Origin of the sequence: Flavobacterium sp., from assembly GCF_039595935.1 — a bacterium.
In the GTDB taxonomy this organism is placed as follows: Bacteria; Bacteroidota; Bacteroidia; order Flavobacteriales; family Flavobacteriaceae; genus Flavobacterium.
In genome coordinates this window covers 343,441-366,306 of sequence record NZ_JBCNKR010000006.1, presented here as the reverse complement: position 1 = coordinate 366,306, position 22,866 = coordinate 343,441, and the positions used below count along the sequence as shown (strand labels likewise).

At 34.1% G+C, this 22,866-nt stretch carries 19 protein-coding genes; 15 read left to right on the top strand and 4 right to left on the bottom strand.

What is annotated here, in order from left to right:
• Positions 1-4: 4 nt before the first annotated feature.
• The 4 genes from radA to panC all read right to left on the bottom strand — a co-directional run bounded on the left by radA (position 5) and on the right by panC (position 3,964).
• Positions 5-1,366: a DNA repair protein RadA gene (gene radA / locus ABDW27_RS11260; protein WP_343695990.1), complete on the bottom strand. Its 1,362-nt coding sequence runs from the start codon at positions 1,364-1,366 to the stop codon at positions 5-7.
• The gene (locus ABDW27_RS11255; RefSeq protein ID WP_343695989.1) at positions 1,366-2,520 is read right to left on the bottom strand and encodes an alpha/beta hydrolase-fold protein; all 1,155 of its coding nucleotides are present in this window, start codon (positions 2,518-2,520) and stop codon (positions 1,366-1,368) included. The genes radA and ABDW27_RS11255 overlap by 1 nt, the downstream gene beginning before the upstream one ends.
• A gap of 200 nt (positions 2,521-2,720) precedes the next feature.
• The gene (gene panD, locus ABDW27_RS11250) at positions 2,721-3,071 is read right to left on the bottom strand and encodes an aspartate 1-decarboxylase (protein ID WP_008465481.1); all 351 of its coding nucleotides are present in this window, start codon (positions 3,069-3,071) and stop codon (positions 2,721-2,723) included.
• A 14-nt stretch (positions 3,072-3,085) separates the two neighbouring features.
• On the bottom strand, positions 3,086-3,964 hold the full coding sequence (panC, locus tag ABDW27_RS11245; protein ID WP_343695988.1) for a pantoate--beta-alanine ligase: 879 nt from the start codon (positions 3,962-3,964) through the stop codon (positions 3,086-3,088).
• Between the two features lie 78 nt (positions 3,965-4,042).
• Between panC and ABDW27_RS11240 the strand changes: the two genes are divergently transcribed.
• From ABDW27_RS11240 to ABDW27_RS11170, 15 genes are all read left to right on the top strand, one after another.
• Entirely contained in the window at positions 4,043-4,849 is an 807-nt protein-coding gene (locus ABDW27_RS11240; protein WP_343695987.1) for a glycogen/starch synthase, read from the top strand.
• Between the two features lie 21 nt (positions 4,850-4,870).
• On the top strand, positions 4,871-6,502 hold the full coding sequence (locus ABDW27_RS11235; RefSeq protein ID WP_343695986.1) for a DUF4270 domain-containing protein: 1,632 nt from the start codon (positions 4,871-4,873) through the stop codon (positions 6,500-6,502).
• 7 nt (positions 6,503-6,509) lie between these two features.
• On the top strand, positions 6,510-8,360 hold the full coding sequence (gene glmS / locus ABDW27_RS11230; protein WP_343695985.1) for a glutamine--fructose-6-phosphate transaminase (isomerizing): 1,851 nt from the start codon (positions 6,510-6,512) through the stop codon (positions 8,358-8,360).
• 317 nt (positions 8,361-8,677) lie between these two features.
• A complete protein-coding gene (locus tag ABDW27_RS11225; RefSeq protein ID WP_343695984.1) occupies positions 8,678-11,470 on the top strand; it encodes a carboxypeptidase-like regulatory domain-containing protein in 2,793 nt (930 codons plus the stop codon).
• A 79-nt stretch (positions 11,471-11,549) separates the two neighbouring features.
• Positions 11,550-13,112: a G-D-S-L family lipolytic protein gene (locus tag ABDW27_RS11220; protein WP_343695983.1), complete on the top strand. Its 1,563-nt coding sequence runs from the start codon at positions 11,550-11,552 to the stop codon at positions 13,110-13,112.
• 236 nt (positions 13,113-13,348) lie between these two features.
• The gene (gene atpD / locus ABDW27_RS11215) at positions 13,349-14,860 is read left to right on the top strand and encodes a F0F1 ATP synthase subunit beta (RefSeq protein ID WP_343695982.1); all 1,512 of its coding nucleotides are present in this window, start codon (positions 13,349-13,351) and stop codon (positions 14,858-14,860) included.
• Between the two features lie 82 nt (positions 14,861-14,942).
• A complete protein-coding gene (locus tag ABDW27_RS11210; protein ID WP_343695981.1) occupies positions 14,943-15,224 on the top strand; it encodes a F0F1 ATP synthase subunit epsilon in 282 nt (93 codons plus the stop codon).
• 200 nt (positions 15,225-15,424) lie between these two features.
• On the top strand, positions 15,425-16,063 hold the full coding sequence (locus tag ABDW27_RS11205) for an NAD(P)H-binding protein (RefSeq protein ID WP_343695980.1): 639 nt from the start codon (positions 15,425-15,427) through the stop codon (positions 16,061-16,063).
• A 78-nt stretch (positions 16,064-16,141) separates the two neighbouring features.
• Entirely contained in the window at positions 16,142-17,278 is a 1,137-nt protein-coding gene (locus tag ABDW27_RS11200) for a pyridoxal phosphate-dependent aminotransferase family protein (RefSeq protein WP_343695979.1), read from the top strand.
• A gap of 211 nt (positions 17,279-17,489) precedes the next feature.
• Entirely contained in the window at positions 17,490-18,350 is an 861-nt protein-coding gene (locus ABDW27_RS11195; RefSeq protein ID WP_343695978.1) for a TraB/GumN family protein, read from the top strand.
• 6 nt (positions 18,351-18,356) lie between these two features.
• Positions 18,357-18,860 carry an RNA polymerase sigma factor gene (locus ABDW27_RS11190; protein ID WP_343695977.1) on the top strand — a complete coding sequence of 168 codons (504 nt, stop codon included), beginning with the start codon at positions 18,357-18,359 and terminating at the stop codon, positions 18,858-18,860.
• The gene (locus ABDW27_RS11185; RefSeq protein WP_343695976.1) at positions 18,850-19,467 is read left to right on the top strand and encodes a hypothetical protein; all 618 of its coding nucleotides are present in this window, start codon (positions 18,850-18,852) and stop codon (positions 19,465-19,467) included. The genes ABDW27_RS11190 and ABDW27_RS11185 overlap by 11 nt, the downstream gene beginning before the upstream one ends.
• Before the next feature lie 158 nt (positions 19,468-19,625).
• Positions 19,626-20,258, top strand: coding sequence for a dethiobiotin synthase (gene bioD / locus ABDW27_RS11180; RefSeq protein WP_343695975.1), 633 nt, complete (start codon positions 19,626-19,628; stop codon positions 20,256-20,258).
• A gap of 27 nt (positions 20,259-20,285) precedes the next feature.
• Positions 20,286-21,557 carry an adenosylmethionine--8-amino-7-oxononanoate transaminase gene (bioA, locus tag ABDW27_RS11175; RefSeq protein WP_343695974.1) on the top strand — a complete coding sequence of 424 codons (1,272 nt, stop codon included), beginning with the start codon at positions 20,286-20,288 and terminating at the stop codon, positions 21,555-21,557.
• Between the two features lie 104 nt (positions 21,558-21,661).
• Entirely contained in the window at positions 21,662-22,831 is a 1,170-nt protein-coding gene (locus ABDW27_RS11170; RefSeq protein ID WP_343695973.1) for a beta-ketoacyl synthase N-terminal-like domain-containing protein, read from the top strand.
• The last annotated feature ends 35 nt before the right edge of the window (positions 22,832-22,866 follow it).

Below are 22,866 nucleotides of genomic sequence, written 5' to 3'. Positions count from 1 at the left end.
AGAATCAACCAAAAAGAATGCTTGCAACATCCTCAATTTTTGCTACAAGTTCAATTTTGATTCCTGTATTTTTCAAAGCAATTTTATTGTATTTAGAAACAAAAATAGTATCGAAACCTAATTTTTCGGCTTCCTGAATGCGCTGGTCTACGCGATTTACGGGACGAATTTCTCCCGAAAGTCCAACTTCGCCGGCAAAACAAAAACCTTTTCCAACCGGAATATCTTCGTTTGATGATAAAATCGCAGCAACAACGGCAAGGTCAATTGCGGGATCGTCAACAGAAATTCCTCCGGTAACGTTTAGGAAAACGTCTTTTGCGCCTAAACGGAATCCGGCTCTTTTTTCTAAAACCGCCAAAATCATGTTTAAACGCTTGGCGTTATATCCTGTTGTGCTTCTTTGTGGAGTTCCGTAAACAGCGGTACTTACCAAAGATTGTATTTCGATCATTAACGGACGCATTCCTTCAAGCGTAGTTGCGATTGCGGTTCCGGATAATTCTTCGTCTTTATGCGAAATCAGAATTTCTGACGGATTACTGACTTCTCGCAAACCGCTTCCGAGCATTTCGTAAATTCCGAGTTCAGAAGTTGAACCAAAACGGTTTTTAAGCGAACGTAGAATTCGGTAAATATGGTTTCTGTCGCCTTCAAACTGAAGAACTGTATCGACCATGTGTTCCAGAATTTTTGGTCCGGCGATATTTCCATCTTTAGTAATATGTCCGATCAAAATAACAGGAATATTGGTTTCTTTAGCAAATTTGATCAATTCTGCGGTTGTTTCTCTAATTTGAGAAATACTTCCGGCGGTTGATTCAATATAATCGGTATGCAAGGTCTGGATTGAATCGATGATTACGATTTCAGGCTCAATTGCTTCAATTTGTTTGAAGATATTTTGCGTTTTTGTTTCCATCAAAATATAGCAGTTATCGCTATTTGGCGTTATTCTTTCGGCACGCATTTTTATTTGTTTCTGACTTTCTTCACCAGAAACGTATAAAGTTTTATAAGGTAATTTTAATGAAATTTGAAGCAAAAGCGTACTTTTCCCGATTCCCGGTTCACCGCCCAAAAGCGTTAAAGATCCCGGAACAATTCCGCCTCCCAAAACACGATTCAATTCACCGTCAGTAGTATCCATTCGGATTTCCTGAGCCGAATCAATTTCGGTTATTTTTAAAGGTCTTGGCGCTTTACTCGTTGAGGTTGGTTCGCTTTTCCAGGCTACTTTTTCCTGTTTTTGAATAATTTCTTCGGCGATAGTATTCCATTCTTTGCATGCGTTGCACTGTCCCTGCCATTTAGAATACTGGGTTCCGCAATTTTGACAAAAAAAAGAAGTTTTAACTTTTGACATTATTTGGTTTTTTTGGCAAGCGTATTCATTTCGTCAATTTTCTCATACATCAAATCTTTATTCAAATCCCCAATAGGTTCCATTTGAGAAGCATTTTGGTATTTTTTTGAAGCATGTTTCGGATCGCCCATTTTTTCGTACATCAAGCCCAATTCATATTCTCCCAACATGGCTTTGGGATAATTTACATTTCCAATTTCAGCCATTTTTCCTAATTCATCGTAGGCGTTTTTCTTTAAAATAAGAGTTTCGATTACTTTAAAATCGCTTATTCTTACCGGAATCTGTACGCCTAAAACTTCAGACATTGTATTGTATTTTTTTTCCAGATAATCTGCATAACCTGTTTCAAGAATCGCAATTTTATCATTGTATTCTGCAGAATTTATGGGTCTGTAAACTTCAAAAATCTGGTATAATGCACTTGGTATAGAATGCAAAACTTCCATATAGTGTGTTGCATTTTTGAATACATCATATTTATAATTCACTAACGGATTATTTGCAATTTTAATATTACTGTCTAGTTTTTCAATTGGTTCTTTAATTTTTTTAATATCTCCGCCGCCGGCAGAAAGATAGTAGAATATAGGCTGTTGTATTTTGGCAAATTTTTCTGCAATACGAACTTCCATTTTTGGTGCTAACTCCGGACTTAAACAAATGTAAGCGTTGAAAAGCGGATTTTCTTTATACAAATAAAAATTGGCAAAACTTGCTGTTACATCGTGACCTGCAATCATTCTAAACGGTGAAGTGCGGTACTTTTTTTCAATGTATGGAATCAATTCAGAACCTATAAATTCAAAAAACTTTGCTCCTTTTTCAAAAGGCAAACCTTCGTTTTGATCTATTGTGGTATCGTCATAACGTTCTTCATCTTTATTTTGATGTATGCCAATGATGATCATTTCCGGAATATCATCCCAATAATTACCATAACTAACAGCTCCGTAAAACGGATCAAATAAATAATCTCCGTCTAATAAATACAAAACCGGATATTTTTTATCTGATTTTGCATCGTAAGAAGCGGGCAGTCCAATTGTTATTCTTCTTTCTTCTCCCAGTTTTTCAGATTGAATATTGTCAAATTTTTTCTGAGAAAAAACAGAAACGGAAATTAATGTAATTAGTAGGTAAACTTTTTTCATGATTTGTGGCATTTCAGTGAATTAAAAAGTATTCAAAATAGTGTAGCAATATACTATTTTATTTGCTTTTTGTGATTTTGGAGGAATAAAAAAAGCAATGATTTCTTACTTTCAATAAATTCTCGATTTGGGGAAAAGGAAATTGGTTTGTGCAAAAAATATTTTGACAAACTAAGATTGAAAATAAAGATAAGGTTTGATTATGTTAACGAATTATCGTTTTCATTCGGGAAAATAATCCATGGTTTGAAGGTTTTTGCTTCTTCAAAATCCAGGGTTGCATACGAAATGATAATAATAATGTCGTCTTTTTGAACTTTTCTGGCTGCAGGACCATTCAAAGTGATTTCACCTGAATTTTTTTCTCCTTTAATAGCGTAAGTTTCAAAACGTTCACCATTATTAATGTTAACAATAGATACTTTTTCGCCTTCAATAATGTTTGAAGCCTCTAGTAAAGTTTCATCAATAGTAATACTGCCAATATAATTTAAATCAGCTCCGGTAACTTTTACTCGATGAATTTTTGATTTTATAACTTGAATTTGCATGGAGCAAAGGTAATTTAATTTAATGAAATGGTGTCTATCAGTCTTATAGAATTAACAAATACTGCTATAAACGCACGGTATTTTTTGTCGTTTGTTTTATGATCGATAGGTAATAATGTCGATTCATCAGCAATGACGAAATATTCTAATTCAAATCTTTCGTTGTTTTTGAATGCATTTTCGACAAATTCGATTGTTTCCTGAGGCGTACTGTTTTGGAATATTTCTTTGGCTTCAGTCAAGGTTTTGTAAATAATTGAAGCTTCTTTTCTTTCTTCCGGAGTTAATCTTTCGTTACGAGAACTCATCGCCAAAAGATTATCTTCTCTAAAAATAGGGCAGCCTACAATATTTACCGGTAAATTATTTTTTTCTACCAGTTTTTTAACAATTTGAAGCTGCTGAAAATCTTTTTCGCCAAAATAAGCATTGGTTGGAGTAACGATTTCAAACAATCGTTTTACGATGGTTCCAACTCCATTAAAATGCCCCGGACGGAATTTTCCTTCCATTTGATTTTCTAAACCATCAAAATCAAATGACTGCGAAATTGTGTTTCCTTCATAAATATCATCTACAGAAGGAGCATATAAGATTATTTTGTCACTTAATCCTCTCATTTTTTTTACGTCTTCTTCAAGAGTACGAGGGTATTTTTCAAGATCTTCAGGGTTGTTAAACTGCGTTGGATTCACAAAAATACTAACAACAGTATCGTCATTTTCTTTAAGTGATCGCTGCATTAAAGCCAGATGTCCTTGGTGTAAAGCTCCCATGGTTGGGACAAATCCGATAGTTGAATTTGCGGTTTTGATAGTTTTTAAATAAGCTATCAGAGCTACTTTACCGTAGAAAATATGCATGGCGGTATTATTAAAATTTAGTGCAAACATAATATATTAGTTATAAACTGCATAAATTTTTGTAATTTTGCGACGTTTTTATTACCAAAAATTAAGTAAAATACTATTATGAAAGATAAGAGGATATTATACGTATCATCTGAAGTCGTGCCATATTTGGCTGAAAATGAAGTTTCTTTAATGTCTTATGACGTTCCAAAAATGATTAATGATCAGGGCGGACAAATAAGAATTTTCATGCCAAGATATGGAAATATCAACGAGAGAAGACATCAATTACATGAGGTAATCAGACTTTCAGGGATGAATTTGGTAGTGAATGATCTAGATATGCCATTGATTATCAAAGTAGCTTCGATTCCTAAAGAAAGAATTCAGGTTTATTTTATTGATAATGATGAATATTTTAAACGTAAAGCCACTTTTGCAGATGAAGAAGGAGCTTTATATCCTGATAATGACGAACGTGCTATATTTTTTGCCAAAGGAGTTGTTGAGACTGTAAAAAAATTAAATTGGGTTCCGGATATTATTCACGTACACGGATGGCTTGCTGCTATGCTGCCAATTTATATGAAACACTACTATAAAAACGAAGCTTTATTTAACGATACAAAAATCGTTACTTCGGTTTATGGCCAGTCTTTCGATGAAAACCTGGATATGGAAATGATTAACAAAGTCAAATTCGACGGTGTTCCGCATGAATCCATTGCAGATCTTGAAGTGCCTAACTACGAAAATATTTTAAAAGCAAGTATACTACATTCAGATGCAGTAATCATTGCGTCAGAAAATGTTTCTCCAAGTTTAACAAAATTTATAGAATCTTCAGGAAAACCTTTTTTACCTTTCGCCACGAAAGATGCATTCGCTGAGGCGTATACAAATTTCTATAAACAGATGGGTCTTTAAAATTTAACTTTATTATTAAACATGTACAATACTTCTTTTATTAAGAAAATTCTATTAGCCTTAACGGTTGTTCTTTTATATTCTTGCGACAAAGATTTTAATGCAATTGGTGATGATTTGATTGGTGATGATCATTTTGGTCTGGAATCTGAAAAGTATGATGTTATAGCTTATAATCAAGAAGTAACTCCAATTCAGTCAAACTCTCTAGTAACGAATGCACTTGGGATTTATAATAATCCGGTTTTCGGAACAACAACAGCAAATTACAATACACAAGTTGGTCTTGCTGCTTATGCTCCGTCAGTAGGTGATGCGCCTGTAGTAGATAGTGTAGTGGTTAACATACCTTATTTCAGTCATGTTAAACAAATAGATACTAATGGAAAAAATGTTTATGTACTAGACTCTATTTACGGAAAAGAGTCAGACGCAGCTTTAAATCTAAGTATTTACGAGTCAAAATATCAAATGAGAAGTTCTTATTTTGATAATGGCGGACAATTAGCGCAGCTTTATTATACAGATCAAAATAATGATTTTGATACTAATAGAGGAACAACATTATTAAATGATGATCTAAATCAATTAGAAAACAGTAAATTCTTTTTTAGTTCAAAAGAAATTAATGAGGTAACATACGACAAGGATAATAAAAAGGTTAACACTTTGTCAGTGCCTGCAATGCGTTTAAAATTAAATAAGGCATTTTTTCAAACTAAAATTTTGAATGCCCCAAAAGAAAAACTTTCTGCGGCGGATGTATTTCAGGAATATTTTAGAGGATTGTATTTTAAAGTTGGACAATCTGGCAGCAGCCCGACTAATATGGCATTAATGGATTTTTCTAAAGGAAAAATTACAGTTTATTATAAGGCAAAAACAGATGTTACGACAGACGCTGATGATGTAAAAGAGAACAGAACTATAGTGATTAATTTAACAGGAAGTAATGTTGATTTACTTCAGGATGTTAAAAATGCCACTTATCAAAATGCTGTTGCTTCAAGAAATACAACAACAGGAGATAAAAACCTTTATTTAAAAGGAGGCCAAGGTTCTTTGGCGATTATTGAACTTAAAGATTTTGCTTCTAAATTAGAGGAAATCAGAACTAATAAATGGCTTGTAAACGAAGCAAATTTAGTTTTTAATGTAGATTCAGAAAAAATGGCCGTAAAAGGAGCTGGAGATTTACAAGCTATAGAGCCAAAAAGAGTTTATTTATACGATTTTACAAATAGTACCGTTCTTTTAGATTATTCTGCTGATGGAAGTTCAAGTATAACACCAGATGCCAGAATGTCAAAAGTTATTTTTGGAGGAATAATAAATGTTGATGCAACAACAAAAAGAGGAACCAGTTATAAAATTAGAATAACAAATCATATTCGAAATCTTATAAAAACGACTACTGCTACTAATGTAAAATTAGGACTTGTTGTATCGGATGATATAAGTGTTATAACATCAAACAAATTGAAAAATAGAATTGCGACAGACGATCCAAACAACTATTTTTCGCAAGCACCAAGAGCATCAGTTATGAATCCGTTAGGGACAATATTATTTGGTAATAATATTCCGTCTACAGATTCAAATTATGATAAACGACTGAGACTTGAGGTTTACTACACGAAACCAAATAAATAAGTAATATATGTGTGGAATTGTTGGATATATCGGCCATCGAGAGGCCTATCCTATCGTTATCAAGGGCTTAAAGCGACTTGAATACAGAGGATATGATAGTGCCGGCGTTATGTTGTATGATGACGAATCAGGTATCAAAGTTTGTAAAACAAAAGGTAAAGTTTCAGATCTTGAAGCTAAATCTCAGGAAGGTTTTACAATAAATGGTAATATTGGAATTGGACATACCCGTTGGGCAACCCACGGTGTTCCAAATGACGTGAACTCACATCCTCATGTTTCAAATTCAGGCGATTTAGTAATTATCCATAACGGGATTATCGAGAATTATGCTCCGCTTAAAGAAGAATTAATTAAGAGAGGATACACTTTTAAATCTGATACTGATACGGAAGTTTTAGTAAACTTAATTGAAGAAGTTCAGAAAAATGAAAAAATTAAACTTGGAAAAGCAGTTCAAATTGCTTTAAACCAGGTTGTAGGAGCTTATGCAATTGCAGTTTTTGACAAGAAAAACCCAAATGAAATTGTCGCTGCACGATTAGGAAGTCCATTGGCAATTGGAGTTGGTGAAGGGGAATTCTTTATCGCTTCTGATGCATCTCCATTTATTGAATATACTTCGAATGCAGTATATTTAGAAGATGGTGAAATGGCAAATATCAGACTTCATAAGCCTCTAAAAATCAGAAAAATTAAAGATGACTCTTTAGTAGATCCTTATATTCAGGAACTTCAAATGAATTTGGAGCAGATTGAAAAAGGAGGTTACGACCATTTCATGCTAAAAGAAATCTACGAACAGCCAAGCGTAATTAAAGATACTTACAGAGGAAGACTTCATGCCAATGAAGGAATCGTTCAAATGGCTGGTGTTGAAGATAACATCGAAAAATTCTTAAATGCAAAAAGAATTCTAATCGTAGCTTGCGGTACTTCATGGCACGCAGGTTTAGTTGCAGAATATATCTTTGAAGAATTTACACGTATTCCGGTTGAGGTAGAATATGCTTCTGAGTTTAGATACAGAAACCCAATCATCAATAAAGATGATGTAGTAATCGCTATTTCTCAATCTGGAGAAACTGCAGATACTATGGCAGCTATTAAATTAGCCAAAGAAAACGGAGCGTTTGTATTTGGAGTTTGTAATGTTGTAGGATCGTCTATTTCAAGAGAAAGTCATGCAGGTGCTTACACGCATGCAGGACCTGAGATTGGAGTAGCTTCTACAAAAGCATTTACAACTCAAATCACGGTTTTAACTATGATTGCGTTAAGATTAGGAAAAGCAAAAGGAACGTTGTCAAATCCTGATTTCCATGCTTACTTGCAAGAATTAGAATTAATTCCTGAAAAAGTTGCCGAAGCTTTAGAAACAAACGAAAGAGCAAAAGAAATTGCTGCTAAATTTAAAGATGCGCCAAACTGTCTTTATTTAGGTAGAGGATATAATTTCCCAGTAGCATTAGAAGGAGCTTTAAAACTTAAAGAGATCTCTTATATTCATGCTGAAGGTTATCCTGCAGCCGAAATGAAACACGGGCCAATTGCTTTAATTGATGAGCAAATGCCAGTAATTGTAATTGCACCAAAACAAGGTCATTATGATAAAATTGTAAGTAACATTCAGGAGATTAAATCACGCAGCGGAAAAATTATTGCTGTTGTTACAAAAGGTGATATTCAGGTTCGCGAATTAGCTGATTATGTAATTGAAATTCCTGAAACTTCAGATGCATTATCACCGCTTATTACGACGATTCCATTGCAATTACTTTCATACTACATTGCAGTTATGAGAGGATGTAATGTCGATCAACCACGTAACCTTGCAAAATCTGTTACGGTAGAATAGATATATTTCAAAATATAAATAATGTTAAAAAAGCGAGATTTAGGTCTCGCTTTTTTTTATTGTCATATTTTTTTCTTGCATATGTATTTTTATTAAATCCTCAGAAAAATATTAAAAATTTATATGTATGCATAGTATTGTGGTTTTTCTTTATTTAATATTTGATTTTTATCTAATAAAATCAATTACGAAATAGTTAAAATAGTTTTAAAAATAGTGTTGAATATGAATTTTTTTTAACGTTTTTTTATTAATATTAAAAATATTTGTATTTTGGCTATACAAACTAATATAGAACTAACCAAAAACTAACCCTAATGAGAGTCTACTTGCTAATTATGTTGTTTTTCAGCGGAATATCCTTTGCGCAAAATACAATTACAGGTTCGGTTACTGATAGTAACAAACAATCTATTCCAGGTGCTAACGTTGTTGTGCTCGGATCCAGCAGCGGTGTATCAACTGATTTTGACGGAACGTTTAAATTGACTACAAATGAAAAACTGCCATTTTTGATAAAGGTATCTGCCGTGGGATTTGAAGCTCAAACAATCAATGTTACATCTGCAAATCAAAAAATAAACGTTACTCTAAAAGATGAAGAAACCAAACTTGATGAGATTGTGGTTTCGGCTTCCAGAACTCCTGAAAGAGTTATTGAATCACCTGTTACAATTGAAAGAATGGGTATTCAGGAAATTAAAAACACAACAGCTCCCACTTTTTATGATGGATTGGAAAATTTAAAAGAAGTGCATTTCAATACGAGCAGTATTTCTTTTAAATCAATAAATACTCGTGGTTTTGCTACTGTTGCTAATACCAGATTTATGCAATTGGTTGATGGTATGGACAACTCTTCCCCAGCTTTGAACTTTGTGTTAGGAAACTTAATTGGGGTTTCTGATATCGATGTTGCAAGCGTTGAACTTTTGCCGGGAGCATCTTCTGCTCTTTATGGTGCAAACGCTTTTAACGGAATTATGTTTATGAATAGTAAAAGTCCTTTTACAAATGAAGGAATAAGTGTTTACTATAAATATGGGCAAACTAGTCAGGACATAGCAGGAACTAATGACTACAATGATTTCGGAATTAGAGCGGCAAAAGCGTTTACAAAACATTTTGCTATGAAAGCGAACTTTACTTATATGACTGCTACGGAATGGATCGCAGGTGATAAAAGAAGTATGACTGCGGGTGGAGACAGCCATGCGGTTAATCAAAATTATGACGGATTAAATATCTATGGTGACGAGGTTACAACTTTTATCTCAAATGTTGGACAAGTAAGTAGAACAGGATATCGTGAACAAGATTTAACTGATAATAAAGTTAAAAGTATGAAGGCTGATTTCAGTGCTCATATTAAACCGTGGGCTAATGATACAGAATTTATACTACAATATAAAATAGGTACAGGAAGTACAATTTATCAGGGAGCTAACCGATATGCTTTAAAAGATTTCTTAATGCAGCAAGGTAAATTTGAAGTAAAAGGGAAAAACTTCTTTGGAAGAATCTATTTTACAAGTGAAGATGCCGGAGATTCTTATGATATGAGATTTGCAGCATGGAACGTTAACAGAGCGGCTAAATCAGATACAGAATGGTTTACTAACTATGCAACAGCTTATCAATATGCTGGGGCTGTTATGGGAACGAATGCAAATGAATCTGCAGCGATTGCAAGAAACTTTGCTGATTACAATGTGCTTCCGGCAGCGATTTCTTTTATTCCAAAACCAACAGGTTCTCCTAGATTTGAGCCAGGTTCAGCTCAGTTTAACAGTGCTCTTAAAACGGTTATTTCAAACCCTGATTTGACACAAGGAGCAAAATTCATAGATCATTCAAAATTATATCACTCAGATATCAACTATAATTTTAAAGATATCATTAAATGGGCAGAAATTCAGGTTGGAGGTTCTTGGAGAAAATATATCATGAACTCTGAAGGAACAATCTTTACAGATTACGACGGACCAATTGATTATAAAGAGTATGGAGCTTATACTCAATTACAGAAAAAATTTATTGATGATAGGTTAAAGCTTACAGGATCTATTCGTTATGATAAAAGTCAAAACTTTGACGGAAATGTTTCTCCAAGACTTTCATTGGTATATTCTGCAGGAGAATCAAAAAGACACAACTTTAGAGTTTCTTACCAAACAGGTTTCCGTAACCCAACAACACAAGATCAATATATAGGTTTAGATTTAGGGCCATTCGCATTAATTGGATCTGCAGCTGAAAACTTAGACCGTTTTCAGGAAACTGTAAATGTAAGTTCAGCAGGTCAGGCAATTGCAGGTCAGCCGGCAACAATTCAAATGTCAGGTCAAAATGCTTATCACAATGCGTATACAGTAGCTTCTGTTCAGGCATTTGCTGCTTCTTCGAATCCAAACGACCTTCAGGTGGCAAATATTGGTTTAGTAAAACCAGAACAAGTGCAGGCATTTGAGGCAGGATATCGTTCAGTAGTTCAAAACGATTTATCAATTGATATTAACGGATACTACAATATTTACAATGACTTCATGAATACGGCGAGAGTTATTTCTCCTTACTATGGAACAGTAGGGACTAATCCAGCTGACGCAGAAGTGCAAAAAACCTATCAGGCATTAGCTTTTGGTGACAGAAGAGTGTATCAGGTTTACACAAATACTACTGCTCAAATTTCTTCTTTAGGATTTGGTGTTGGTTTGTCTAAAAAAGTATATAAAGATTTTGAATTAGGAGTAAATTATAATTATGCTCAATTTAATTTCGATCAAAAAGATGACCCTGATTTCGTAGCAGGATTTAATACTCCAAAACATAGAATTAAAGCCTCTTTAGGAAATTCTAAAGTAACTAAAAACTTAGGTTTCAATGTTAATGTGAGATGGAATACAGAATATTTATGGGAATCTTCTTTTGGAGATGGTATGATTCCTGAAAATACAGTTCTTGATGCTCAGATAAACTATGCACTGCCAAAACTTAAATCAGTAATAAAAGTTGGTGCAACAAACCTTTTCGGATCAGATTATCTTCAGGTAATTGGAGCAGGTATGATAGGTCAGCAGTGGTTTGCTTCATGGACAATTAATCCTTAAGTAATAATTATTTGAGAAACTGAATCAGCTCTTTTAAGCTGAATGAAAATGAAGAGGTAATAATTTAAAAAGTACTAACATGAAAAAAAATATAAAATGGCTATTAATGGTTTCTTTAACCTTTATGGCAGCTTGTAATAGTGATGACAATAATACGCCGGAAGAAGTTCCTGTAGTTCCCGGCTCGGCAGTATTTACAAAATATGTTGCGCTTGGAGATTCTTTCGCAGCAGGATATAGTGATAATGCTTTGTTTAAAAGAGGACAAGAAGGGGCATATACTAATATTTTAGCACAGCAGTTTGTGGCTGCTGGCGGCGGAACTTTTACAACACCGCTAATGAATGATAATCTGGGAGGATTATTATTAGGCGGGAATGTTGTCGCTGGAACCCGATTATATTTCAATGGTCAGGCACCCGTAAGCGTAACAGGAAAACCAACAACAGAAATAACAGCTCATCTTACGGGACCATTTAACAATTTAGGTGTGCCTGGAGCAAAAAGTTTTCACTTAGTAGCGGCTGGTTACGGAAATGTTGCCGGAGTAGCAACAGGAGCAGCAAATCCTTACTTTGCCAGATTCTCAAGCTCGCCTTCAACAACTGTTCTGGCAGATGCAATAACGCAGGCACCGACTTTCTTTTCGTTATTTATTGGTGGAAATGATGTTTTGAGTTATGCGCTTTCTGGAGGAGTTGGTAAAGATCAAAAAGGGAATTTAAATCCGGCTACTTACGGAGGAAACGATATTACAGATCCAACTGTTTTTGCAAATGTTTACACTACATTGGCAACAAGTTTGACGGCTAATGGTGCAAAAGGTGTTGTGGCAAATCTGCCATACATTACCGCTTTGCCGTATTTTATAACCGTACCTTATAATCCTCTTACTGCTTCAACTCTTGGTGGTGGTAATCAGGCTGTAGGAGTGGCTACTATTAAAGCATTAAATGCACAATTATATGGCCCTCTAAAACAAGCATTGACAGCTTTTCAGGCAGGAGATAGAATTAACTTGTTGTCTGAAACGGGTTCAAACCCAGTATTAATAAAAGATGAATCACTTCCTAATCTTTCTGCTCAATTAACTGCGGCGTTTACACCTTCAATGGGAGCACAGAACGCAGCGTTTTACGGAGCTGTTTTTGGACAGGCTAGACAAGCAAGAGCAACAGATTTAGTGGTTCTGCCAACTAGAACAGATATTGGAGCTGCGCCAAAAGCATCAGATTCAGGACTTGGTTTTGCACCTCCTGCGCCATTAGATAAATTTGGAATAACATATCCTTTACAAGATAAACACGTTTTGATTCCAACTGAAATTTCTGAAATTAAAGTTGCAACAGATGCATACAATACAACTATAGAGGCGGTCGCTAAAGAAAAAGGCTTAGCTTTTGTTGATACAAGAGCAATCTTAACACAATTAGCAAGCGGCGGATATAGATTTGGAAATTATACAATGTCTTCTACTTATGTAACCGGAGGAGCTTTTTCTTTAGACGGAGTTCATCCAAGTGCAAGAGGATATGGTTTAATTGCAAATATTTTTATAGATGCCATAAACGCTAAATACGGTTCAACACTTCGTCATGTTGATTTAGGTGCATATCCTATTCAATATCCGGCGTCATTATAATATACCATTTTTTTAATTAAGAAAGCCACTCGTTTTTGTAAAATGTAGTGGCTTTTTTATTTCGTTAAAAAATGACATAAACGACAGTTTAAAAGTCTGTTTTTATGAATCAAACAAAATCATGCTATTTTTTATGAAAAAAAAATTGATTTTATATTTTAAAAAATTATCTTTGCGCTCTGAAAAAAGAGGTGTTTTCGATAAACCTAAATAGCTATTTAATAAATACATAAGTAATGTCAAAAGTAATAGGAAAAGTTGCTCAAATCATTGGACCAGTAGTAGACGTAGTTTTCAACGGTAAAGATGTTGAACTTCCAAAAATTTATGATTCACTAGAAGTCACTAAAAAAGACGGAACTTTATTAGTTCTAGAAGTACAATCACACATCGGTGAAAACACTGTTCGTACCATTTCTATGGATTCAACAGATGGTTTAAGCAGAGGATATGAAGTAGTTGGAACTGGAAATCCAATCCAAATGCCAATCGGTCCAGACGTATATGGAAGATTATTTAATGTTGTTGGAGATGCCATTGACGGTTTAGGTAATTTACCAAAAACTGGAGAAAACGGTCTGCCAATTCACAGACAAGCTCCAAAATTCGAAGATTTATCAACTTCATCTGAAGTTTTATTTACAGGTATTAAAGTAATCGATTTGATTGAGCCTTATGCAAAAGGAGGTAAAATTGGATTGTTTGGTGGTGCTGGTGTTGGTAAAACAGTATTGATTCAGGAGTTGATCAACAATATTGCAAAAGGTCACGGTGGACTTTCAGTATTCGCTGGAGTAGGTGAAAGAACACGTGAAGGAAATGACTTGCTTCGTGAGATGTTAGAGTCAGGAATTATTAAATACGGTGAAGATTTCATGCACTCTATGGAAAATGGAGGATGGGATTTATCTAAAGTAGATATGCCAGGAATGAGAGAGTCTAAAGCTACTTTCGTTTTCGGACAAATGAATGAGCCACCTGGAGCTCGTGCACGTGTGGCACTTTCAGGATTATCTATCGCTGAGTATTTCCGTGATGGAGCTGGATCTGATCAAGGAAAAGACGTATTGTTCTTCGTTGATAACATCTTCCGTTTTACACAAGCAGGTTCTGAGGTATCAGCACTTTTAGGACGTATGCCATCTGCGGTAGGTTACCAGCCAACATTAGCAACTGAAATGGGTGCTATGCAAGAGCGTATTACATCTACAAACAAAGGATCTATTACATCTGTACAGGCGGTTTACGTTCCTGCGGATGACTTAACTGACCCGGCGCCGGCTACAACTTTCGCGCACTTAGATGCTACAACTGTATTGTCTCGTAAAATTGCTGAGTTAGGTATCTATCCTGCGGTTGACCCGTTAGATTCTACTTCAAGAATTTTAACTCCACATATCTTAGGAGATGAGCACTACAACTGTGCACAAAGAGTAAAAGAAATTCTTCAAAAATACAAACAACTTCAGGATATCATCGCGATCTTAGGTATGGAAGAGTTATCTGAAGAAGATAAACTTTCTGTATCAAGAGCTCGTCGTGTACAACGTTTCTTGTCTCAGCCATTCCACGTTGCAGAGCAGTTTACAGGTATTCCGGGAGTTTTAGTAGATATTAAAGATACTATCAAAGGTTTCAACATGATTATCGATGGTGAATTAGATCACCTTCCAGAAGCAGCTTTCAACTTAAAAGGTTCTATTCAGGATGCAATTGAAGCTGGAGAAAAAATGTTAGCTGAAGCATAAAAATAAAGTTAAAAGTTAGAAGTTAAAGGTTATATGTTTCGTAACTTTTAACTTTTAACAAATAACTTCTAACTTAAAAAATATGATTTTAGAAATAGTATCACCAGAAGCAAAATTATTTTCAGGAGAAGTAACTGCAGTTACACTTCCTGGAGTTGATGGAAGCTTTCAGATTTTGAATAATCACGCTCCTATCGTTTCTATTCTAGAAAAAGGAACAATTAAAATTGCAGCGTCTAGTTTCAATTTTTCTAAAGAGGTAGCAGATAAATTTACGAAAGTGAATGACCAAACTTACACATTAGAGATTACGTCAGGAACAATCGAAATGAAAGATAACAAGATAATTGTTTTAGTAGACTAAAAAACAATTTCGAAATAATCTTAAAAGCCAAACAGAAATGTTTGGCTTTTTTTATTTTTTAAAATTCTTATCTTTGAGGTATTAGAATCTCTTTATAAAATATTGATCGTATTGATAAAAGCACAGTAAGCTTTTATGTTTTCGCTTTATTCGTTTCATAAAGCGCAAATTATTTATGTCAAATTTTATAAAGAATATCTATGAAAAATATATCAAAAATTGCCGTTTTGGGCGGTGGCGGAAGAACTGGAAATTATCTCGTAAACCAGTTGTTAAAAGAAGGATTTAGTATAAAACTTTTACTGAGAAATCCTCAAAATTTCGAAATTCAAAACCCTAAAATTGAAATCATTCAAGGCGATGCACTCGATTTAGAATCCATAAAGTTATTGCTAAAAGATTGTCAGGCCGTTATAAGTACTATTGGTCAGAGAAAAGACGAGCCTCTTGTTGCAAGTGAAGTAACAAAAAACGTTTTAAACGTAATGAATGATTATAAAATCGAACGTTATGTTCTTCTTGCTGGTCTTAACATTGATACACCATTTGATAAAAAAAGTCCAAAAACAATTATGGCTACAGATTGGATGAAAAACAATTTTCCGTTAATTCAGGAAGATCGCCAAAAAGCCTATGATCTTTTGGTAAAAAGTGAGGTAAACTGGACACAAGTTCGTGTTCCGTTTATAGAGTTTACAGCTAATAGTTCTGAAATAGCTGTTGATCTTCAAGACTGTTCAGGTGATAAAATCAGTGCATTTGATATCGCCGTATTTATGGTGAAAGAATTAATTCAGTCAAATTGCAGCAGGCAGTCGCCGTTTATATGTGCAATTTAATATTCAGTTTAAAAATAGCGGGAATATCAAATCCCGCTGTTTGAATGTATCAAATTTCAATTTCATAACTTTGTTTTTATGGAATTACCTGAAAACCTTAATAAAAAACTCGAAAATAGAAAGCAGAATAATTCGCTTCGGAAACTTCCTGTGTTTAATAATCTGGTTGATTTTTCATCAAATGATTATATCGGATTTTCAAAATCAGAAACTATTTTTAAACTCACGCATGCTTATCTGCATGAAAATGAAATTTTTCAAAACGGAGCAACAGGTTCAAGATTAATTTCAGGAAATCATTCTTTGTATCAAATAGCCGAAAGTTTTATCTCTCAATTTCACGATGCAGAAGCTGCTTTAATTTTCAATTCGGGTTATGATGCCAATTTGGGTTTTTTTAGCGCTGTACCGCAAAGAAATGATGTTATTTTATATGATGAGTTAAGTCATGCTTCAATTAGGGATGGAATTGTAATGTCAAACGCAAAATCGTATAAATTCAATCACAATGATTTTGAAGATTTAGAACGACTTATTTTAAAGTTTCCCGACACAAATATTTACATCGTTACAGAAACTGTTTTCTCTATGGATGGCGATAGTCCAAACTTAGAAGAATTAGTGCAGCTTTCCGAAAAATACAATTGTTATTTGATAATTGACGAAGCCCATACTTTAGGTGTTTTTGGTGATAAAGGCGAAGGACTTCTGCAATATCTGAATTTACATAACAGAATTTTTGCCCGAATTATGACTTTTGGAAAAGGACTGGGCTGTCACGGTGCAGTTGTACTCGGAAGTCCTCAACTCAAAGAATATTTAATAAACTTTGCCCGAAGTTTTATTTATACAACCGGATTATCTCCACATTCAGTTGCTACGATTTTAACAGCTTATCAGCAATTAGAAATCGAAAAAGAAGCTATTGAAAAACTGCGTCAAAATATCGTGTTCTTCAATCAGCAAAAAAACTTGTTGGGTTTAAAGCCAATGTTTGTTCGAAGTAAATCTGCAATTCAGTCCGCCATTGTTCAGGGAAATGAAAATGTGAAGAAATTAGCGCAGCAATTACAGGACAAAGGTTTTGATGTAAAGCCAATACTTTCTCCAACAGTTCCCGAAGGTCAGGAACGTTTGAGATTTTGTATTCATAGTTATAATTCAGAAGAAGAAATTAGTTCTGTATTAGAACTTTTACGAGATTTCATATTTTAGATTTTTTTTGTCAGGCTGAGCGAAGTCGAAGCCAATTTTAGTTAGCGAGCCCTTGGACTTCGCTCAGGGTGATATTTGGTTAATGAAATCTTATATCTTATCAGTGGCCTAAAATAATTTCTAATATTTTTTGTAACGTTTTGATTAATCTTATACTTACGGGTAGTAATTACAAAATGAGTTTTAATCATTAACTAAACCAATCTCAAAAATGAAAAAAATAGTAAGTCTATCTATATCAGTAATACTTCTTGTTTTTGGAGTAAAAACACAAGCTCAAACATCTCCTAAATTAGAAAATTCTCTTTTATGGGAAGTTTCGGGAAACGGACTTTCCAAACCTTCTTACTTGTACGGAACGATTCATATGATTTGTTCTTCGGATTATTTTTTAACTGACAAAACGAAAAAAGCTTTAGAATCTGCTGAAAAATTAGTTCTGGAAATTAATTTTTCTGATCCGAAAGAAATGTCACAAATGCAGCAATTGGCGATGGGAAAAGAACTTTTGAGTAAAAAACTAAATCCCGAGCAGTTAGCAAAATTAGATGCCATATTGAAAAAAACTACCGGAATGACGGTTCAGCAGGTTGACAGTTTTAGTCTGTTGACTGTAATGAGTTTGATTTCGATGAAAAGTTTCGGGTGTAATGATTTAAAATTCTACGAAATGGAATTTATAGAGCAGGCTAAAAAAAGGAATATTGAAATTGGCGGACTTGAAACGGTAAAACAACAATTTGATATGTTTGAAAAGGCATATACAGATGATGAAACGATTGCCATGCTGGAAGAATCTACGCCTGAAGAATCTTCCAAATTAGTATCAACTTATAAAGCCGGGAATGTAGATGAAATGTATGATTTTACAACTGACAAAAAATATACAAGCGAAAAAACTAAAAAGATTATTCTTGACGAAAGAAATCAGAATTGGGTTAAAATTATGCCTGAATTAATGAAAAAACAAAGTGTGTTTTTTGCAGTTGGATCTGCGCATTTGGCTGGAGAATCCGGAGTGATTAATTTATTAAAAAAAGCAGGTTATAAAGTAAAACCAATTCTGAATTAACAGATTTTGAAAGAAAGGGAACAAGAATTTTTGAATCGGATTGAAAGTCATAAAGGAATTTTGTACAAAGTTTCTAAAATGTACATGGATACGCATGACGATCAACAGGATTTGTTTCAGGAAATTGTTTGTCAGCTCTGGAAATCGTATGATTCTTTTCGAAACGAAAGTCAGTTTTCGACCTGGATGTACCGTGTTGCGGTAAATACGGCCATAGTTTTCTTAAGGAAAGAAAAACGAAAAGTTGACAAATATGAAATTGCTTCAGAAAATATAAAAGAAGACGAAGGTGATTCGCAAATCAAAGAAAGTCAGATTGAACATTTTTATAAAGCCGTTCAAAAGCTTGATAAAATAGACAAAGCCATTATTTTTTATCAGTTAGAAGGATTTTCACACAAGGAAATTGGAGAAAATCTCGGAATTTCTGAAGGAAATGCCAGAGTAAAACTGAACAGAGCAAAAGAAAAATTAAAAGAAATTATAAAAAATCAAGGATATGGATTTTGACGAAATACAAAAAGCATGGAATAATGATAAACCTGAGAATGTTATTGTTCCTAATAATTTGGAAAAAATACAATCGGCAAATACACCTTTGGATAAAATTAAACAGAATCTAAAAAAGGAATTTTATTACCAGATTATATCCATAATCATAATTGGCATAGTTCCTTTAATTGGCGACATGCCATTAAAAATGATTTTCTTTTATTATTTACTTTTTAGTCTGTTTGTAGCGGTTTGTATTTATTATTTAATGAAACTTTCTTTCTTTTATAAAAGGCTTAACAATACAACTTTAACCACAAAAGACAGTTTATATGAAACCTATTTTGATATCAGGCTGAATATGGAATTGTATAAAACGTTTGGTTTTGCACTAACGCCGTTTTTAGTTTTGTATTTTTTGGGATTTTATTATTATACATTTTATAAAATCTCCGGATTTTTTGATAATGAATTTTCTAACGGACAGTTAATAGGATTCTTTTTAGTGGTCGTTTTTACGGTTCTTTTCATGGGAATTTCACTGGAATGGTGGGTTCATAAATTTTATGGAAAGTTTGCCAAAGAAATAAAAAAAGTAATAGACGAATTAAAAGAAGAAGAATAAACAGAACCCATCATTATGATGGGTTTGTTTTTTTATTGGTATTTTTGAAGAGATTATTACACAGAGATACACAAAGAAAAACGCAAAACAGCGCAAAGTAAAAAGGAACTTTGTGAATCTTAGCGGTTCTTTGTTTATCTCTGCGAAACAACACATTCATGAAAATATTCGTAACAGGAATTTCGACAGATGTTGGCAAAACAATCGCCTCTTCTGTTATTGTAGAAGCTTTAGAAGCTGATTATTGGAAACCAGTTCAGGCCGGTGATTTAGATAATTCAGATACTGATAAAGTAAAAGCCAGAATCTCCAATGAAAAAACTCTTTTTTTCGAAAACAGTTATAAACTCAATACACCCGCAAGTCCGCATTTAGCAGCAGCAATTGATGGAATAAAAATCGAATTAAATCAAATTCAGGAACCTAAAACAGAAAACCATTTAGTTATAGAAGGTGCGGGCGGAATTTTTGTTCCATTGAATGATGAAGAAACAATTATAGATTTAATAAAACCAGATTATAAAATTGTTGTTGTTTCAAGACATTATTTAGGAAGTATCAATCATACTTTATTAACGATCGAAGCCATTCAGAATCGAGGTTTTAAAGTTGCCGGAATTATCTTCAGCGGAAGCGAAAACAAATCAACAGAAAGTTTAATTTTAAATAAAACCAAAATCAACTGCATAGGAAGAATCGACGAAGAACCATACTTTGACCAAAACGTAATTAAAGAATACGCCGATTTGTTCAGAGATAATTTACTGGCTTTGGAAAAATCTAAACTCTAAACTCTAAACTCTACAATCTAAAATCAAATGAGCTTAACAGAAAAAGACAGCCAATATCTTTGGCATCCGTATACACAGCATAAAACATCACAAACGCCAATTGCAATAACTCGTGCAGAAGGTGCATTACTTTGGGATGAAAACAACAAAGAATATATTGATGCAATTGCTTCGTGGTGGGTAAACCCGTTTGGGCACAGTAATAAATTTATTGCCAATGCTATTTATAAACAGCTTACAACTCTTGAACATGTTTTGTTTGGAGGTTTTACACACGAACCAGCGGTAAAAGTTGCCGAAAGATTAATGGAAATTCTGCCGAAAAACCAACAGAAAATTTTCTTTTCAGATAATGGTTCAACAGCTGTTGAAGTAGCTATAAAAGTGGCACTTCAGTATTTTTTCAATAAAAATGAAAAACGCACTACAATTATTGCTTTTGAAAATGCTTTTCACGGAGATACTTTTGCGGCAATGGCAGCAAGCGGAATCTCTTTTTACACGCAGGCTTTTCAGGGAATGTTTATAGATGTAGTTCGAATTCCGGTTCCGGTGAAAGGACGTGAACAGGAAAGTTTTGAAGCTTTAGAAAATGCCATAAAAAATAATAATTGTGCCGGCTTTATTTTTGAACCTTTAGTACAAGGAGCGGCCGGAATGGTAATGTATGAGCCGGAAGCTTTGGCTAAATTGATACAGATTTGTAAAAAATATAATGTTCTTACCATCGCCGATGAAGTAATGACGGGTTTTGGAAAAACCGGAAAAACCTTTGCAATGGATTATGTATCGGAAGAGCCGGATATGATTTGTCTTTCAAAAGCCTTAACGGGAGGGACAATACCTATGGCGATTACAACTTTTACACAAAATATTTTTGATGCTTTTTATGATGACGATATCAATAAAGCGTTGTTTCATGGACATACTTTTACCGCAAATCCAACGGGTTGTGCCGCAGCTTTAGCAAGTATCGATTTATTGCAGACAGAGGAAATGCAGCAAAATATTAAAAGAATAAATAAAAGCCATTTAAAGTTTCAGCAGAAAATCGAAAACCATCCGAAAGTAAATACTGCCAGAACTTTGGGAGTTATTTTTGCTGTTGAAATTAAATCCGTTTCAGAAGAAAGTTATTATGGATCTATGCGCACAAAACTCTACAATTTTTTTATTGAAAAAGGAGTGGTTTTGCGTCCGGTAGGTAATATCGTTTACATTTTACCTCCTTATATTATGACCGATGAACAGCTTCAAAAAGTATACACAACAATTGAAGAGGCTATAGAAATGGTATAATTTTAACTAATCAAACAAAGAATAATGATTCTGTGTAAATCTGTTTTATCCGTGTTATCTGTGTGCCATTTTTTTTACAGACCTTTGCTGGAAATTAACTATTTGTGAAAACACCAAAAATTGCCATAACTGCTTTCTCTTCTATTTCTCCTTTAGGAAATAATAGTGCCGAAATCTGGGAAAACTATCTCAATAAAAGACATTGTTTTTCGAAACAATTTCTTGACGGACAAGAAACTTCTGTTGCTGTTCTGGATACAGAGTCAAAGCAGATTATAAATGAAATTCGGGAATCTGACAGTAAATATAAATTTTTAGACGATTCGGTTTTATTTGCTTTTGCAGCCTCACGAAAAGCAGTTCAGAAGGCAGGCTGGAATTCAGATGATGTTTTCGGAATCAATATTGGATCTTCAAGAGGCGCTACAGATTTATTCGAAAAACACTACAAGGAATATCTTGAAACAGGAAAAGCGCAGACTTTGGCTTCACCAACAACAACTTTAGGAAATATTTCTTCCTGGGTGGCGCATGATTTACAAAGTGAAGGCCCTGAAATTTCACATTCGATTACCTGTTCGACCGCTTTACACGCCTTGTTGAATGGAGTAGCCTGGTTAAAATCAGGAATGGTCAATAAATTTCTGGCTGGTGGAAGTGAAGCTCCCTTAACCGATTTTACGATTGGACAAATGAGAGCTTTGAAAATTTATTCGAGAATAGATCAGGATACTCATTCATGGCCCAATTTAGCCTTAGATTTTGAAAAAACACAAAATACAATGGTTTTGGGTGAAGGCGCCGCAGTTTGTTGTTTAGAAGCTGGAGAAAAAGACAATGCAATTGCTTATGTGATTGGCGTAGGTTATGCTACTGAAATTTTAGAACATAATATTTCAATTTCTGCAGAAGCAGACTGTTTTCAAAAGTCTATGAAAATGGCGATGAAAGATATTGATTTAGAGAGTGTCGATGCCATTGTAATGCACGCACCCGGAACAATTAAAGGAGATTTGACAGAATTGCGTGCCATTGAAAAAGTTTTTGGATCGAAGCTTCCGTTATTGACAACGAACAAATGGAAAGTTGGGCATACTTTTGGAACATCCGGAATGTTGAGTTTAGAATTGGCGCTTTTAATGATGCAGCACAATACTTTTATTGAAACCCCTTTTTCGACAATAAAAAATGAAAATAAACCAATCAATACAGTTTTGGTAAATGCAGTAGGTTTTGGCGGAAATGCCGTGAGTATTTTGGTGAAAAAAGCATAATTTACTTTCTATATAAAACAAAAAATCCTTTTGCT

Excerpts from the sequence above, each read along its gene's own strand:
- radA (WP_343695990.1), bottom strand. The coding sequence starts at position 1,366 with ATGTCAAAAGTTAAAACTTCTTTTTTTTGTCAAAATTGCGGAACCCAG.
- ABDW27_RS11255 (WP_343695989.1), bottom strand. The coding sequence starts at position 2,520 with ATGAAAAAAGTTTACCTACTAATTACATTAATTTCCGTTTCTGTTTTT.
- panD (WP_008465481.1), bottom strand. The coding sequence starts at position 3,071 with ATGCAAATTCAAGTTATAAAATCAAAAATTCATCGAGTAAAAGTTACC.
- panC (WP_343695988.1), bottom strand. The coding sequence starts at position 3,964 with ATGTTTGCACTAAATTTTAATAATACCGCCATGCATATTTTCTACGGT.
- ABDW27_RS11240 (WP_343695987.1), top strand. The coding sequence starts at position 4,043 with ATGAAAGATAAGAGGATATTATACGTATCATCTGAAGTCGTGCCATAT.
- ABDW27_RS11235 (WP_343695986.1), top strand. The coding sequence starts at position 4,871 with ATGTACAATACTTCTTTTATTAAGAAAATTCTATTAGCCTTAACGGTT.
- glmS (WP_343695985.1), top strand. The coding sequence starts at position 6,510 with ATGTGTGGAATTGTTGGATATATCGGCCATCGAGAGGCCTATCCTATC.
- ABDW27_RS11225 (WP_343695984.1), top strand. The coding sequence starts at position 8,678 with ATGAGAGTCTACTTGCTAATTATGTTGTTTTTCAGCGGAATATCCTTT.
- ABDW27_RS11220 (WP_343695983.1), top strand. The coding sequence starts at position 11,550 with ATGAAAAAAAATATAAAATGGCTATTAATGGTTTCTTTAACCTTTATG.
- atpD (WP_343695982.1), top strand. The coding sequence starts at position 13,349 with ATGTCAAAAGTAATAGGAAAAGTTGCTCAAATCATTGGACCAGTAGTA.
- ABDW27_RS11210 (WP_343695981.1), top strand. The coding sequence starts at position 14,943 with ATGATTTTAGAAATAGTATCACCAGAAGCAAAATTATTTTCAGGAGAA.
- ABDW27_RS11205 (WP_343695980.1), top strand. The coding sequence starts at position 15,425 with ATGAAAAATATATCAAAAATTGCCGTTTTGGGCGGTGGCGGAAGAACT.
- ABDW27_RS11200 (WP_343695979.1), top strand. The coding sequence starts at position 16,142 with ATGGAATTACCTGAAAACCTTAATAAAAAACTCGAAAATAGAAAGCAG.
- ABDW27_RS11195 (WP_343695978.1), top strand. The coding sequence starts at position 17,490 with ATGAAAAAAATAGTAAGTCTATCTATATCAGTAATACTTCTTGTTTTT.
- ABDW27_RS11185 (WP_343695976.1), top strand. The coding sequence starts at position 18,850 with ATGGATTTTGACGAAATACAAAAAGCATGGAATAATGATAAACCTGAG.
- bioD (WP_343695975.1), top strand. The coding sequence starts at position 19,626 with ATGAAAATATTCGTAACAGGAATTTCGACAGATGTTGGCAAAACAATC.
- bioA (WP_343695974.1), top strand. The coding sequence starts at position 20,286 with ATGAGCTTAACAGAAAAAGACAGCCAATATCTTTGGCATCCGTATACA.